Genomic DNA, 14,002 nt, shown 5'->3' with positions numbered 1-14,002 from the left:
CCCCTGGTGACTTGCTTAAATCAAAGGAAAAGATATGAAAATAGTGATTCAGCGCGTGAAACGTGCTCAGGTCAGCATTGACCAACAGCTGCGCAGCAGTATTGGACAAGGCCTCCTGCTCTTAGTAGGAGTCGGTCCTGACGATAGTCAAGAGGATATGGATTATGCAGTCAGGAAGATTGTCAATATGCGGATTTTTTCCGATGCTGAGGGCAAGATGAACCTGTCTATCAAGGACATTGACGGAGAGATTTTATCGATTTCTCAATTCACTCTGCATGCAGATACCAAAAAGGGTAATCGGCCAGCCTTTGTCAAGGCTGCTCCGCCAGAGATGGCTAGCAATTTTTATGATGCCTTCAATCTTGCCTTGCAGCAAGAGGTGCCGACTCGGACGGGGATTTTTGGAGCAGACATGCAGGTAGAACTAGTTAATGATGGTCCAGTGACCATTATTCTCGATACGAAAAATCGCTGATAAGAAGCATGAAAAGGAGTTTGAACACTAATGTTCAAACTCCTAATTTTTTTTACTTCTGTAGCAATGAGTGTATAGTTTCCGACAACATTACTAAAAGCCATCAATCATTTCTTGAGGAATGATTTGTTTGATGGTCGTCACTAGCTGATTGATAAGCTTTATGGCTTCAGCGGGCTCAGTGTAGAGTTTTTGAAAATAGGTCTGTATATTTTCTTCAAAATGTTGAGGCAATAGCGTGCAGTTGGTTTTTGCAAACTCCAGCATTCTCTTTTCTCCAGGGTGAGTCTGTTCGTTTAGGGCGAAGAGCAAGTCAAAATAGGAAGCAAAAAACTCACTGCTGCGGTGATTGATACTGAGCAGGTCCTGACGCTTGAGCGCTTTTTCTATTTGTTTGGAGAAAGCTGGCATGGCTTGATCGAGTAAGAGGAGCTGCTTCTTGATAATATTCTTTTTCAGCTCAGCTGGATAAGGTCGTCTGTACTTGTTTTGAAGTGCCTCATAGCGACCATTTCGGTCGTAGATGATTTTACTGTGAAGCAGATTGTGCCACATACAGGTGGTATAGGCATTCTGGGCTTGGTGGTCTAGGACTACAGTCTGGAGGTCTTTATCAAAGCTATCCAGTGTACGGTAAATGAGCTCAATTTCGATCGTGCTCTTTAGCACACAGTCATCCTCTAGTTCCCAAAACTGATTGCCGATTTCCATGTAGGAGCAGTACTTGCTGAGGATATCGCGTCGAGTTAGGGGAGCGATGGAATCTGTCAAGTAGATATAAACATCATAGTCTGAGTCTTTGTCAAAATGCTGTCCAGCACGAGAGCCACCGAGAACGATAGCTTCCACTTGATCTAGCTGGGCAAATTCTTTAAAAAGTTGTTGTGGCATAATTTTTCCTTACTGATTTTTGACATCATTGTAGCAAAATGTAAGCGGGTTGGCAAGAAGGGAAAAACAGCTTTTGGCATGGCACTAAGCCTGCAAAATTGAGACCCCGAGGGGTAGAAAGTGGATGAGCAGGAGCTGGAAGTATTTGACTAAAAAGAAAATTATCTAGGATAGATAGGCTGAAAATTTGACTTTGGGTAATAAAATTTTAGGAGTTTTTCCCTTACTTTAACGCATTGTCAGTTTTCTTTTTTTAATTCAATATCCATATTTTTATATGCTATTTTTCTTAGATTTTGAGATAGGTCTTTAAAGAGTTTTTTGACATCATTTAGTCCAAAAATGAGAAGCATAGCAAGCAAGTGAAAGTGGCAATAGTCTTTGATTTGTTTATGTTTATGATTTCTTTCATTCTTTAGAAATATTTTAGAATTACTTTATAAATTCTTGAAGTTTGTCTTATATAATCATATTAAAGAAAAGAAAGGAGTCTCTTACCATGGGAAATCTAGTTCAACAGATGATGAATGCTGTGATTCAAATTGCTTTGTTTGCTTTTCTTCCTTTTGTTTGGTGGTTGATAAGGGCTAGAAGAAAAAGTCCATTTTTAGAATGGCTTGGCTTAAAACCACTAAAAGATACTGGCAACCGGAAGATCTGGCTGTGGATTTTGTTGGGTTCACTATTTTTCTTGCTTCTTTCGTTTTTGCTACTATATACTACTGTAAAAGGTCTTAAGACAGCGACTTCAAACTTTTCAGGCCTCGGCTTCCAAGCCTTGCCAGCTATTCTGATCTATAGTCTGTTTCAAACTGCTCTGCCAGAAGAACTGCTCTTCAGAGGTTTTCTTTTAAAGAGAATGGCTATCCGCTTATCCTTTGTGGTAGCCAACACCATACAAGCTGCTCTTTTTGGTCTACTGCATGGCCTGATGTTTATAACAGTGCTCTCTTGGCAGCAGACCCTGCTCATCATTTTGTGTACGGGTGGCATCGCTGCCTATATGGGCTTTGTTAATGAAAAGAAATCTGATGGCTCCATTTTAGCAAGCTGGATTATGCATGCTCTAGCAAATGTGATTACGGGTACTTTATCGGCATTTATGCTGATTTGATGACAGGTGAGTAAAGGTTTAGGTGTAAGTCAAACAAAGCTGCTTTTACTGATTTGCAGGGCTGTCCAGTTTCATTTGCTCAAAAACATAAAGGAAGAAGTCTTTCGAAACTTCGAAATGTCCGTATCTTATTTGAGAAGCATACTGGCGCCACTGAGGATGCTGGCGGACTTGGTCAATGGGGCAGTCTTTGACAGGCTGGTAGTAGCTGACATCTCGCCGAAATGGGACAAAGCCTTCAAACATCTCTACTTGGTAGGCAGTGTCATCTAGAATCTTGCCAACTGCTGTAAAGGCCTGCAGCTTTTCCTGACCATTCAGCTGATACTTGGGGCTGTAGTACAGAAGATAGTCCCCCTTTTTCATTCGGTTCAATGGTGCTTTCTTTCCATGGCAGACTTGGCAAAATTCACCTTCTACACCTCTTAGTACATGTTCTTTTGATACGACACCAATCCAAAATCTAGTCATTTTCTGCCTCCAGTTTGATTAAGAGTTGGTTTAATATTTCTGTGTTATTTCCTAATTTTCCAAAGAACGCCTGATCAATGCCTTCTACCAGAGGAAGGGCTTGGTTGACCTTTTGCAGCCCCGTATCCGTTAGAAGTATGATGTTGGCACGGCTGTCCTTGGGATGGACTTCCCGCATGATCAAACCTTTCTTGACCAAGAGGCGGATGATTTGGGATACGGTCATAACATCCATGTCAGAAAATTGTGCAATATCGGTTTGACTCACCCATTCTTGCTGACGCAGAAGCCCTGCAAGAGTGGTCAGAACGACAAATTGGGGATGGGTCAAATCAATCGTTCTCAGTTTGTTTTTTATCAGCCCATGCCACTTGTGGTAGGCACGGATAAAGAGCAGACCGGTTGATTTTTTGTATTCATCCTTGTAGATGGAGTTAAACTGAGATTTTTCCATTAGCTTTCCCTCTAGATATTTTGTAAGTATACTTATTATATTCTGGCATCTTATTTTTGTCAATAAAAACCCAGTTTAGACTAAAAAGTCTGAACTGGGTTTTGTTTATAGTTTTTCTACATAAATCTGCTGGGCAATCATAGGATTAATTTGGATTTCTTGGGTTTCTGTCTTAAGAAAATAGACCTGAGCGAAAGAATCGTATTGGATGAAAGTGATGGTTTGGCCGATTTGCAGGTTGTATTTTTCCAAGTATTTAAGTAAGTCAAAGTCGTCATGCACCCGTTTGATGATATAGTCGCCAGGAGCAGAAGCTTCTTCCAGAGTCAGTTGGTTTTCTTCGTCCAGAAGCTCTCCCTTGGCCGGGATGGTGCCTCCGTGAGGACAGGTCTTGGGGTACTGGAGCATGGCATCCAGACGCTCAACGAAGCGCTCAGAAACAGTGTGCTCTAGGACCTCGGCTTCCTCATGGATTTCATCAGTCGAGTAGCCGAGATGGTTGACCAGAAAGACTTCAATCAGTCGGTGCTTACGGTAGAGGTCAGAAACTAGCCTTAGCCCCAAATCAGTCAGCAAGTAGCCGGCTTTTTTATCCTTGACCAGAAGTTCTTCCGCCAGCATTTTTTTCATCATTTCCGTCACAGCCGGAGGTGAAACTTGCATGAGCTGAGCGATTTCTTTATTGGTGATTTTTTTGTGGCGGCTGCCAATCTCATAGATACACTTGAGATAGTCTTCTTTATTTGGGGTCATCTTGCATCCTCGCTGAACTTTCTATCATTAGTATAACAAAAATCGCTGCAAGAATACAGTGTCTAAGCCTTTCTTTGATGTTTAGATTTTCTTCATTGTGATGGTCGCTGGGGCGGCAGGAAGTATGGTCCTTACAGCATGGATGCGACAGGATGCGTGCCGACAACGCTAGCCATGGTTATTTCTGGAATTACTGGGACAGAAGTGCTTCCAACAACCGTTGCGGATTACCTGTATATCCATACCAATGAATTTAATAAAGATGGATTTGGCACCAGCAGCCGTGGTATTGTCCGAGCTGCCCAGCACTGGGATCTGACGACTGAGACTCTGTTTACAGCTTCTGCAGTCAAAGAAGTGCTTTCGCAGGGGCATCATGTCCTAGGTGCCGTTGGTACCAGCATCTTTGCCCATTATCCAGTCACTCATGAGCTGGTTCTTAAAGGCTATGACAATGGAAAAACCTATGTCCGTGACCCTTATAATGCAGCTAATAATGGCTGGTATCTAGTAGATTATCTCTTTGGAGTCAAGAGCGTAGATCCGACGGATAATATAGAAGGATCCCCCTTTATTGCCATCAAAGGATAAGAAATTCGTGAATAAGAAGACCGCTCGTTGCTTGACGGGCGGTTTTCTGCATTCTATGACTAATATGTTTGTAATCTGTTAAGACTTCATCCTTGGCAAGGTCAGTAAGCGTAAAATTCATTATACAATTATAGCTAGACACACGGTTTTTTGGAAGCGATGGGGACGGGATTCTATTTTTGGACATATTTATGATAAGTGTTCTCAAAAAAACATGTAAATAGTTTGACAAACAAAGCTTTTCTCATTATACTATTAACATATCAGGAGGAAACCCATGAAAAAAATCCAAAAACATGTCATTCTAGGTGCAGCAGTTCTTGCTAGTGCTGGCTTTGCTCAAACTGTGGCTGCAGATACAACTCCAGTGGATGCAAATGCACCTGCAAACCAAGATAAGGCTCTATCTGCAAGTCCAGAAGCTCTTAAACAGCAAACTGAGCAGGTTAATCAAGTGAAAGCGGCTGTTGACCAAGCCAAAGAACAGGTTGCGACTGCTGAGACTAAGGTTGAAACAGCCAAGAAAGATAATGCTGATACAAGTGTACAAAAAATTGCGGAAGCTCAAGCAGCTGTGACAGAAGCTGAGAAGAAAGTTGCTCCAGCAGAAAACGCGGCCAAGCAAGCCCAAGCAGTTCTTGATACAGCTAAAAAAGCAGAAAACACACAGGCAGCTGTAGCTCAGGATGCTCAAGCTCAAGCAGCTAAGGCACAAAACGAGACTCAAGCTGCTCAGGATGCTGTGAATGCAGCCCAAAAAGCTGTGGATAGCAAACTGGTAAGTGAAGAGGTCACGAAGGCAAAGGCTGAGCTTGACAAGGCTAAAAATAACTTAGCTTCTTACGAAGATCAGTTGAAGACAGCTGAAGCGGAAGATGCCAAACGTCAAGCAGTGATTGATAAAGCCCAGGCTGATATCAAAGCAGCACAAGCAGAAATCAAGGAAAAAGAAGCGAAACTTTCGTCTCAAGATCAGGTTCACAATACTTTTACCCTATCGCAAGCTTATATAAATGCAATTAAAAGTAACAATATCAACGGTACAGCTAAATTAACATCTGAGGCACAAGAAACACTTGCTAAAGAAGCAGCTACCCTAAAATCTAGCAACAATTATATTGGTAGTCAAAAAGATGCGCAACGCATGGTTAACATTAATGCTATTCCAAATGATGTTCTGATGGAATTGAATTATTATGCACAAGATTTGATTAATCAAATCCGTAAGCAAGCAGGAACAGCACCAGTAACATTAACACAAAATAGTATTGACTATGCAGCAGCTCTAAGCCAAGCAGCCCGTGAACAAAAATATAAATACCAATCAAAAGAACCTATAACTTCACAAGTAGATGTTCCAAGAAGTGTGGTTGCTAAATTTGGACTGGATCAGTTTGGTCATAGAGTATCAGGAACTAACGAACTCGGCCCTTATCCTATTCTTGCTAGCCAAGAGAATGTCTCTGTTGACTATTTAAAAAAGGCAATTTACGATGATATCAAATTCCAACTGTTTGATTTAGGAGATAGCAGTGCGTATAGGGAGAGAGGGACTATCTATGCCCAAAAGGTAGTGGGGCATCTTGATAATCAGAAGAAAGGTGCATATGTTGCTGTTAACTTTAGCAACAACGGCATTATTAACCGAATTAACTTCCTTCTTTTCCCAAATAATGACGGTGATATTAAAGACCCTTCCAAAATCACACCAGCCTTGATCAATCCAAATGCCAATAATCAAGAGGCAGACGCTGCTCGTAAAGATTTAGCAGCTTCGCAAGCTAAGCTGGACGCTGCTCAACGTACGTTGACAAATGCTCAAAACAAGCAGGAGACAGCCCCATTACTGCGTGAGGTTGTGAAAACTGCTAAGGACAAGTTGGCTAAGGCGGAACGTACTTACCAAGCTGAACTCGAAAATAGCAAGAATTCGGCTTCTGAAGAAACCAAGGCTAAGCTTGCAGTTTTAGCTAAAGCTCAAGCAAGCTTGAAAGAAAAAGAAGCAGCCCAAGCAAGTGCGCAAAAAACAGCTGAGGAAGCTAATGCCAAGCTTGCCGAATTGAAAGCAGCTACAGCGACCGCTCAAGAAAAGGCAACTGCTGCGGCTACAGCTCTGGAAGAGGCTCAACACGCTGTTCAAGCTGCTAAAGACTATGTTACTCGCTTGCAAAATGCCCCTGCTCTTCTAAAAGAAGCAGAAGCGGCTCTCAATGATGCTAAAGCAAACTTGGCAAGTAAGGAAGAAACATATAGAGTCGAAAATGCCAAACTTGAAGCTTTGAAAGCAGCTCTTGCAGCCCTTGAGACAGACGACCCAACCAACCTCGTTTCTAAGAATGAGCGAAAGGTTCTGAAAGTCACTACAACGGGAGTGAAGAAGGGAAAGAAACCAGTTCAGACCTATCAGGCTCCAGCAGCTCTTCCAAAAACAGGTTCTGCTGAATCATCTCTAGCGCTAGTAGGTATGGGATTGCTCTCTATGCTGGGACTGGCTTTTGCAAAACGCCGTAAAGCTTAAGTGAAGTCGTTGACAAGGTCGAATTCTAGATGAATTGTCCAATTGTGAAAAGTTGGACGACTCATTTCAATAAAACTCATACTGAGAGAGGGCCGGTTTGGTCTTCTCTTTATTTATTGAGTGATTTGTTAAGAACATCTTTATTGTTAGTACTCCAAGGATTCATTTTTTGTTCTTTGCTATCATCTGAGTTTGTGATAAAATCTAATTGTTCTATGTAGATTAGATTTTTTATTATAATCTTAACAGTTTTAAACTATTAGAGCTAACTGAAAGGAGGGGGGCGTGTATCCTAAAGTGGTAAAAGAGCAGCTCTTTCAGCAATTGCAATCAATTGGTTGGTCTCGGGCAGCACTGGAACGAGTTTTTGCAGAGATTAGTGTGCAAGGGAAGACATTGACAGAAGAAGGAGATTACTTGCAGGAGGCTCAGCTTTTTGGCAGTCCTTTCTTTCAAGAGCTCTGGCAGGCTGAGGAGACTCAAATCAGCAGGTTAGGAGCTCAGGAGCTGCTGGTTTTGGCTATGAATCTTGTTAATATGCCTGAGGAGCTGAGCGGAGACAAGTCAGAGACAGATCTTTTACTGGCTCGGATTGCTCCAAACCTAACACCTCATGATGACTTTTGGAAAATTTTCTCAAGGACCTTGCGCCAGGCTTTTCCAGCAGATGATTTCAGCCAAAGGGATGGCAATCAAAAGCTCAAAAGGCAGCTACATCAGTTTCGCTATGTCATTTCCTGCCAGCAGTCCCGGTGGGTCAGAGATCACTATCGTCAGGCTGGCATGACTGATGTGGAAGCCTTGGCCTCCTATCTAAAGGATTGGCCAGCGCTGTCTTATAGCTTTCAAGAATCCTCTCGCTTGCATAATAAAGCCTATATTGATAAGATGTATGGTCAGGCTGTCTATCCGGATGGTCAAGCAAGTCAGGCCAATATAAAAATCCTGATTGATTTTCATACAGAGTTTATTTTGGATCAGACAGGTCGTTTTCTCAATATTATCGATCCAGAGGGGGCTAGCCAAAATGGTATTGTGAATGGCGCCAGCTTTAACTACGGTGAGCGCAATCGTCCGGTCAATCAGGCTTCTCATACCCGCTATGACGTCAAAACACCTGCAGTCTGGGATCCTCGCTTTCGCAGGCTTGCCATTGAAAATAGCGGCCGCAAGTTCAAGTCACCTCAGAATAATCGTGGTCCGCTGGGCTATCGTTCGGCTAAGAGCCCTTATGCTCGAAAGGGGCGGAGTGCTTATAAACAGGTAAAGGCAGAGATTGCTCGGTTCAAGAAATTACTGAATCGACCATCCTTTCTCTTGCGTTCTTGGACTTGGTTCCGTCAGTTTTGGCAGAAGTTTTTTGTACAAAAAAATACGGACTAGCAAATCCGTATTTTTATCTCTTACAAGCTCTTAACTGCGGCGATAGCTGCTTCGAAGTCAGGCTCGGTATTGATATTGTCAACATATTCAGCGTAGGTCACAGTGTTGTTTTCGTCCAAGACAAGAACTGCGCGAGCCAAAAGGTGCCATTCATTGATGAGGACAGCATAGTCACGGCCGAAAGAATGATCGAAGTAGTCAGAGAGCATGACAGCATTCTCAATGCCTTCAGCAGCACACCACTTGCCTTGAGCAAAAGGCAAATCAACTGAAACCGTGATAACAACGGTATTGTCCAAGTCAGAGAGTTCTTGGTTAAAACGACGAGTCTGAGTTGAACAGACACCAGTATCGATAGATGGGATGATACTCAGGACTTTCTTTTTGCCAGCAAAGTCAGCCAGAGTTTTCTTTGAAAGATCAGTGGCTGTCAAGCTAAAATCGTGGGCTGTTTCGCCGACTTGCAGTTGCTTTCCAGTAAAGGTTACAGGATTTCCGAGAAAAGTTGTCATAGGAAGTCTCCATTCTTGTTTGATAGCTTCATTGTACAGCGAATAGTGATTTTTTTCGAATAATTTGACCGGAAATTTGAGAGCGACTCCATGTGAAGCTCCTTCTCCAAAAATAAAGAGGTTAGGATTTTGTCTTCCTAACCTTTTATCATTATTTGGCCAATCCTTCAGAAATTTTATCCAGATTGTATTTCATCATGCTGTAATAGCTGTCGCCTTCTTCGCCTTCGTCAGCGATTGAGTCAGTGAAGATTTTAGCGTGTATTGGGATGTTGGTGTCTTTAGAAACAGTCTTCATCGGACGGTCGTCCACACTTGATTCGACAAAGAGAGACGGCACTTTGGTCTTGCGTAGTTTTTCAACTAAGCTTTTAATTTGGTCTGGAGTTCCTTCTTCTTCGGTGTTGATTTCCCAGATGTAGGCCGACGGCACATTGTAGGCCTTAGAGAAGTACTTGAAGCAGCCTTCGCTGGTCACAATCATTTTCTTTTCTTCTGGGATATTGTTGAATTTCTCCTTGGCTTCCTTGTCCAAAGCAGTTAGCTTTTCTACATAAGCTTTGAGATTTTTCTCGTAAGTGGCCTTATTGTCAGGGTCTTTTTCAATCAAACGCTTGGCAATATTTTGCGCATAGATAATGCCGTTTTCTAAGTTGAGCCAAGCATGAGGGTCTTCCTTACCCTTTTCACTTTGCCCTTCAAGGTAAATGACGTCAACGCCATCGCTGACAGCATAGTAGTCCTTGTTTTCTTCCTTATTGGCATTTTTGACCAACTTGGTAAACCAAGCATTGCCGCCGGTTTCTAGGTTGATACCATTGTAGAAGATGAGATCCGCTTGAGAAGTCTTTTTGACATCTTCAGGCAGGGGCTCGTATTCGTGGGGGTCTTTGCCGACTGGTACAATGCTGTGCAGGTCAATCTTATCGCCAGCTATATTTTTGGTAATATCAGCGATAATTGAGTTGGTCGCAACAACCTTGAGCTTGGACGAGTCACTGGACGCGTTCTTCTGATTGGAGCAGGCAAAGAGAGTGCAGACTGCTAGCAAAAGCAGGGATAAAAAACCTAATTTTTTCATGGGATTCCTCCATTAAATTTTATTTTAGTTTAGGTCGGTTTTTAAGCTTTAAATAGCGTTGCTTAGGGGCAATAAAGAAAGAGATGAGAAAGATGAGGGCTGAGGTCAGGACAATGCTGGATCCTGCAGCGACATTAAAGCTATAGCCGATAAAGAGTCCCAGCACAGAAGCCAGAGCTCCCAGTCCTGAGGACAGCAGGATCATAGTTTTCAGACTGTTGGCATAGAGGTAGGCCGTTGCTGCCGGCGTTATCAAGAGAGCGACAATCAGAATGGTTCCCACGCTCTGCATGGCTGTCACAGAGACCAAGGTCAAGAGAATCATTAGCAGATAGTGATAGAAGCTGACCGGCATGCCCATGGCTTGAGCCAGCAGGGGGTCAAAGGAAGTAATCAATAGCTGCTTGAAAAAGAGGATGATGATTAAGAGCACAGCTATTCCGACTCCAATACTAATCCACATATCAATATCCTGAACAGCCAAGATATTCCCGAAGAGAATATGAAAGAGGTCAGTGGAGCTATTGGCAACGCCTATCAGAATTACCCCCAGAGCTAGGAAGGAAGAAAAGGTAATCCCAATGGCTGTATCGCTTTTGATAATGGAATTTCCCTTGATGTAGGTGATAATAATCGAGGCCAAAAGTCCGAAGGTGATAGCTCCAATAAAGAAATTAATCCCTAAAATGTAGGACAGGGCCACACCGGGCAGAACCGCATGAGAGATAGCGTCCCCCATGAGCGACATGCCGCGCAGAATGATAAAGCAGCCGACAGCTCCGGCGACAATCCCAATGACGATGGCTGTGATGAGGGCATTTTGCAGAAAGTGAAAGTCCCGCAGCCCCTGGAAAAATTCTAAAATCATCCTAGGCACCTCCATTCATAAAGAGCTGGGAGCCGTAAGTCTTTTTCATATTGTCCTTGGTAAAGCTGGTCTCGGTAGGACCAAAGGCAATCAGCTCACGATTGAGCAGGATAACTTGGTCGAAATAATCAACCACCTTGCTCAGGTCATGATGGACAATCAGGATAATCTTGCCTGCGGCTTTGAGACTGCGCAGCGTAGACATGATAATCTCTTCGCTGACAGAGTCGATCCCGACGAAGGGCTCGTCCAAAAAGATACAATCCGCCTCTTGAACCAAGCAGCGAGCAATCAAGACCCGCTGAAATTGCCCGCCGGACAGCTGGCTAATCTGGCGCTCAGCCAAGTCTTCTAAACCGACAATTTTCAATGCCTCAGCCACCTTGTTCCAATGGGAACTCTTTAGCCCCTGAAAAAGCTTGAGCTGAGGGTAAAGCCCCAAAGAGACACACTCTTTGACTTTGATAGGAAAATGATAATCAATATTAATCTTTTGCTCTACGTAGGCGACCCTCTGGAGAGAGTTTTGCAGCGGCTTTTGATCCAGCAGAGTCTGGCCTTGGTGGTCAATAATCCCTAGCATGCCCTTGAGCAGGGTAGATTTTCCGGCTCCGTTAGGACCAATAATCCCAGTAATAGTTGGCTCCTTAATGGTTAAAGAAAGGGGCTCAAGAGCCAGCGTATCCTGATAGCTGACAGTCAAATCTTTAATCGTAATCATCTCATACACCTCTATAAGATTAATATACATTAAAATAAAAATTAAGTCAAGTTAATTTTTAATAAAAATCTAAAATTAATATAAGAAATGTTTGAAAAAACAAGTGGATTTTGATAAGGTTATATCAAAAGCATGAAAGTGAGAAGAAGATGACACGACTACAAGATGATTTCTATGATGCAGTTAATGGTGAGTGGGCAAAGACGGCGGTCATTCCTGATGATAAGCCAGTGACGGGCGGCTTCATGGATCTGGCAGATGAGATTGAAGATCTTATGCTCGCCACGACCGACAAATGGCTGGCTGGAGATGGAGTGCCAGAAGATGCCATTCTGCAGAACTTTGTTGCTTATCATCGCTTGGTAGCAGATTATGATAAACGGGAAGCGGCAGGGATTGAGCCTGCGCGTGCTTACATTGATGAAATTCGCAACCTAACGTCTTTTGAAGATTATGCTTCTAAGATTGCTGATTTTGAACTGGCTGGTAAGCCGACTTATTTTCCTTTTGGTGTGGCACCTGACTTTATGGATGCCCGAATCAATGTCCTCTGGGCAGACGGACCGGGAACAATTTTGCCAGATACGACCTACTACACTGAGGACCATCCGCAGAAGGCGGATCTTCTTGCAAAATGGCGCAAGGCTCAGGAAGATTTGCTGGCTAAATTTGACTTTGCTGAAGAGGAAATCAAGGATCTTTTGGATAAGGTCTTGGAGCTAGATGCTGTTTTTGCTCAGTATGTTTTGTCTAGTGAAGAAAGCTCTGAGTATGCTAAGCTCTACCATCCTTATAAGTGGGAAGATTTCAAAGCCTTGGTACCAGAGTTGCCTCTGGCGGATATTTTCACCAAGTTAATCGGTCAAGAACCCGACCAAGTCATTGTGCCGGAAGAGCGTTTTTGGCAGGCAGCTAAGGATATCTATACAGCCGCTAACTGGGATAAACTCCATGCTCTGCTGATTCTCTCTGCAGTGCGGAATACGACACCTTATCTAACAGATGACATCCGTGTCTTAGCAGGTGCTTATCATCGTGCTCTATCAGGGACTCCTCAGGCTCAGGACAAGAAAAAAGCAGCCTTTTACCTGGCCCAAGGTCCCTTTAATCAAGCTGTCGGTCTCTGGTATGCTGGTCAGAAGTTCTCTCCAGAAGCCAAGGCTGATGTGGAGCAAAAAGTGGCGACGATGATTGAAGTTTATAAAAATCGCCTGGCCCAGAATGACTGGCTGACACCAGAAACTCGGGACAAGGCTATTGTCAAACTTAATGTCATCAAGCCTTATATTGGCTATCCTGATGAACTTCCTGAGCGTTACTCTCGAAAGGTTGTAGACGAAAAGCTGACTCTCTTTGAAAATGCTCAGAAGCTGAGCCAGATTGATATTGCTTATAGCTGGAGCAAGTGGAATCAACCAGTGGATTACAAGGAATGGGGAATGCCAGCCCATATGGTCAATGCCTACTATAATCCGCAGAAAAACCTGATTGTCTTTCCAGCGGCTATCCTGCAGGCGCCTTTCTATGACCTGCACCAGTCATCTTCAGCTAATTATGGTGGCATCGGAGCGGTCATCGCCCATGAGATTTCTCATGCTTTTGATACTAATGGAGCGTCCTTTGATGAAAATGGCAGCCTAAACAACTGGTGGACGGAGCATGACTACCAAGCCTTTACCGAGCGGACTCAGAAGGTTATTGACCAGTTCGAAGCCCAGGATTCATACGGTGCTAAGGTCAATGGCAAGCTGACCGTTTCAGAAAATGTGGCAGATCTGGGAGGTATTGCAGCAGCCCTAGAAGCAGCCAAGAAAGAAGCTGATTTCTCTGCTGAGGAATTCTTTACCAACTTTGCCCGCATCTGGCGGATGAAGGGCCGGGAGGAATATATGAAGCTCTTGGCGAGTGTCGATGTCCATGCACCAGCCAAGCTTCGGACCAATATACAGTTGCCTAACTTTGACGACTTCTTTACAACCTTTGATGTCCAAGAGGGAGATGGCATGTGGCGGAGCCCAGAAGAGCGGGTGGTCATCTGGTGATGCAGAAATAAGACGCTTATCGCATCTTGCTCAAATCAAAAATAATCGAGTTCGTTTCAATAGTCTGCTTTTGTTTGCGAAAGCAGACTATTTTGTCAAAGAAAATATAAAGCGTTTACATTTGT

General features: G+C 43.4%; 14 protein-coding genes. 6 read left to right on the top strand and 8 right to left on the bottom strand.

Annotated features, from left to right (window positions below; all coding sequences use genetic code 11):
- Nucleotides 1–34 precede the first annotated feature (34 nt).
- Complete coding sequence (dtd, locus tag O3620_RS03750) at nt 35–478, top strand: D-aminoacyl-tRNA deacylase (RefSeq protein ID WP_002910787.1); 444 nt, start codon at nt 35–37, stop codon at nt 476–478.
- Nucleotides 479–571: 93 nt separating this feature from the next.
- Here dtd and O3620_RS03745 read toward each other — a convergent pair whose 3' ends face one another.
- Nucleotides 572–1,369 (bottom strand): DUF4037 domain-containing protein, encoded by a 798-nt coding sequence (locus tag O3620_RS03745; protein WP_002919809.1) that lies wholly within the window; start codon nt 1,367–1,369, stop codon nt 572–574.
- A gap of 499 nt (nt 1,370–1,868) precedes the next feature.
- Between O3620_RS03745 and O3620_RS03740 the strand changes: the two genes are divergently transcribed.
- Nucleotides 1,869–2,483, top strand: a complete 615-nt coding sequence (locus tag O3620_RS03740; protein ID WP_002919808.1) for a CPBP family intramembrane glutamic endopeptidase — start codon at nt 1,869–1,871, stop codon at nt 2,481–2,483.
- A gap of 45 nt (nt 2,484–2,528) precedes the next feature.
- On the opposite strand, the gene O3620_RS03735 is transcribed toward O3620_RS03740, so the two are convergent.
- The 3 genes from O3620_RS03735 to O3620_RS03725 all read right to left on the bottom strand — a co-directional run bounded on the left by O3620_RS03735 (nt 2,529) and on the right by O3620_RS03725 (nt 4,161).
- A complete protein-coding gene (locus tag O3620_RS03735) occupies nt 2,529–2,954 on the bottom strand; it encodes an EVE domain-containing protein (RefSeq protein WP_002919807.1) in 426 nt (141 codons plus the stop codon).
- The gene (locus tag O3620_RS03730; protein ID WP_002919806.1) at nt 2,947–3,408 is read right to left on the bottom strand and encodes a MarR family winged helix-turn-helix transcriptional regulator; all 462 of its coding nucleotides are present in this window, start codon (nt 3,406–3,408) and stop codon (nt 2,947–2,949) included. Before O3620_RS03730 ends, O3620_RS03735 begins: the two co-directional genes overlap by 8 nt.
- A 105-nt stretch (nt 3,409–3,513) precedes the next feature.
- Nucleotides 3,514–4,161, bottom strand: a complete 648-nt coding sequence (locus O3620_RS03725) for a metal-dependent transcriptional regulator (protein ID WP_002919805.1) — start codon at nt 4,159–4,161, stop codon at nt 3,514–3,516.
- A gap of 138 nt (nt 4,162–4,299) precedes the next feature.
- Here O3620_RS03725 and O3620_RS03720 point away from each other — a divergent pair, with 138 nt between their 5' ends.
- The 3 genes from O3620_RS03720 to O3620_RS03710 all read left to right on the top strand — a co-directional run bounded on the left by O3620_RS03720 (nt 4,300) and on the right by O3620_RS03710 (nt 8,653).
- Nucleotides 4,300–4,752 (top strand): C39 family peptidase, encoded by a 453-nt coding sequence (locus tag O3620_RS03720; protein ID WP_002919804.1) that lies wholly within the window; start codon nt 4,300–4,302, stop codon nt 4,750–4,752.
- A gap of 277 nt (nt 4,753–5,029) precedes the next feature.
- The gene (locus tag O3620_RS03715; protein WP_002911130.1) at nt 5,030–7,270 is read left to right on the top strand and encodes an SEC10/PgrA surface exclusion domain-containing protein; all 2,241 of its coding nucleotides are present in this window, start codon (nt 5,030–5,032) and stop codon (nt 7,268–7,270) included.
- A 285-nt stretch (nt 7,271–7,555) separates the two neighbouring features.
- On the top strand, nt 7,556–8,653 hold the full coding sequence (locus tag O3620_RS03710) for a DUF3114 domain-containing protein (RefSeq protein WP_125348335.1): 1,098 nt from the start codon (nt 7,556–7,558) through the stop codon (nt 8,651–8,653).
- Nucleotides 8,654–8,673: 20 nt separating this feature from the next.
- Here O3620_RS03710 and tpx read toward each other — a convergent pair whose 3' ends face one another.
- The 4 genes from tpx to O3620_RS03690 form a co-directional block, all read right to left on the bottom strand.
- Nucleotides 8,674–9,165 carry a thiol peroxidase gene (gene tpx, locus O3620_RS03705; RefSeq protein ID WP_061602621.1) on the bottom strand — a complete coding sequence of 164 codons (492 nt, stop codon included), beginning with the start codon at nt 9,163–9,165 and terminating at the stop codon, nt 8,674–8,676.
- Between the two features lie 151 nt (nt 9,166–9,316).
- Nucleotides 9,317–10,246: a metal ABC transporter substrate-binding lipoprotein/adhesin SsaB gene (ssaB, locus tag O3620_RS03700; protein WP_004188931.1), complete on the bottom strand. Its 930-nt coding sequence runs from the start codon at nt 10,244–10,246 to the stop codon at nt 9,317–9,319.
- Between the two features lie 19 nt (nt 10,247–10,265).
- Entirely contained in the window at nt 10,266–11,114 is an 849-nt protein-coding gene (locus tag O3620_RS03695) for a metal ABC transporter permease (protein ID WP_032909605.1), read from the bottom strand.
- A 1-nt stretch (nt 11,115) separates the two neighbouring features.
- Nucleotides 11,116–11,835 (bottom strand): metal ABC transporter ATP-binding protein, encoded by a 720-nt coding sequence (locus tag O3620_RS03690; protein WP_032913018.1) that lies wholly within the window; start codon nt 11,833–11,835, stop codon nt 11,116–11,118.
- A 149-nt stretch (nt 11,836–11,984) separates the two neighbouring features.
- Between O3620_RS03690 and O3620_RS03685 the strand changes: the two genes are divergently transcribed.
- Nucleotides 11,985–13,877 carry a M13 family metallopeptidase gene (locus O3620_RS03685; RefSeq protein ID WP_002919798.1) on the top strand — a complete coding sequence of 631 codons (1,893 nt, stop codon included), beginning with the start codon at nt 11,985–11,987 and terminating at the stop codon, nt 13,875–13,877.
- The last annotated feature ends 125 nt before the right edge of the window (nt 13,878–14,002 follow it).

Source organism: Streptococcus sp. 27098_8_134 (assembly GCF_041431675.1).
Lineage (GTDB): Bacteria > Bacillota > Bacilli > Lactobacillales > Streptococcaceae > Streptococcus > Streptococcus sanguinis_R.
This window is presented reverse-complemented; position numbering and strand designations above follow the sequence as displayed.

What these genes read in the sequence shown, in the direction of transcription:
- O3620_RS03715 (WP_002911130.1), top strand. Translation starts at nt 5,030, where the DNA reads ATGAAAAAAATCCAAAAACATGTCATTCTAGGTGCAGCAGTTCTTGCT.
- O3620_RS03695 (WP_032909605.1), bottom strand. Translation starts at nt 11,114, where the DNA reads ATGATTTTAGAATTTTTCCAGGGGCTGCGGGACTTTCACTTTCTGCAA.
- dtd (WP_002910787.1), top strand. Translation starts at nt 35, where the DNA reads ATGAAAATAGTGATTCAGCGCGTGAAACGTGCTCAGGTCAGCATTGAC.
- ssaB (WP_004188931.1), bottom strand. Translation starts at nt 10,246, where the DNA reads ATGAAAAAATTAGGTTTTTTATCCCTGCTTTTGCTAGCAGTCTGCACT.
- O3620_RS03685 (WP_002919798.1), top strand. Translation starts at nt 11,985, where the DNA reads ATGACACGACTACAAGATGATTTCTATGATGCAGTTAATGGTGAGTGG.
- O3620_RS03720 (WP_002919804.1), top strand. Translation starts at nt 4,300, where the DNA reads ATGGATGCGACAGGATGCGTGCCGACAACGCTAGCCATGGTTATTTCT.
- O3620_RS03690 (WP_032913018.1), bottom strand. Translation starts at nt 11,835, where the DNA reads ATGATTACGATTAAAGATTTGACTGTCAGCTATCAGGATACGCTGGCT.
- tpx (WP_061602621.1), bottom strand. Translation starts at nt 9,165, where the DNA reads ATGACAACTTTTCTCGGAAATCCTGTAACCTTTACTGGAAAGCAACTG.
- O3620_RS03735 (WP_002919807.1), bottom strand. Translation starts at nt 2,954, where the DNA reads ATGACTAGATTTTGGATTGGTGTCGTATCAAAAGAACATGTACTAAGA.
- O3620_RS03730 (WP_002919806.1), bottom strand. Translation starts at nt 3,408, where the DNA reads ATGGAAAAATCTCAGTTTAACTCCATCTACAAGGATGAATACAAAAAA.
- O3620_RS03725 (WP_002919805.1), bottom strand. Translation starts at nt 4,161, where the DNA reads ATGACCCCAAATAAAGAAGACTATCTCAAGTGTATCTATGAGATTGGC.
- O3620_RS03745 (WP_002919809.1), bottom strand. Translation starts at nt 1,369, where the DNA reads ATGCCACAACAACTTTTTAAAGAATTTGCCCAGCTAGATCAAGTGGAA.
- O3620_RS03740 (WP_002919808.1), top strand. Translation starts at nt 1,869, where the DNA reads ATGGGAAATCTAGTTCAACAGATGATGAATGCTGTGATTCAAATTGCT.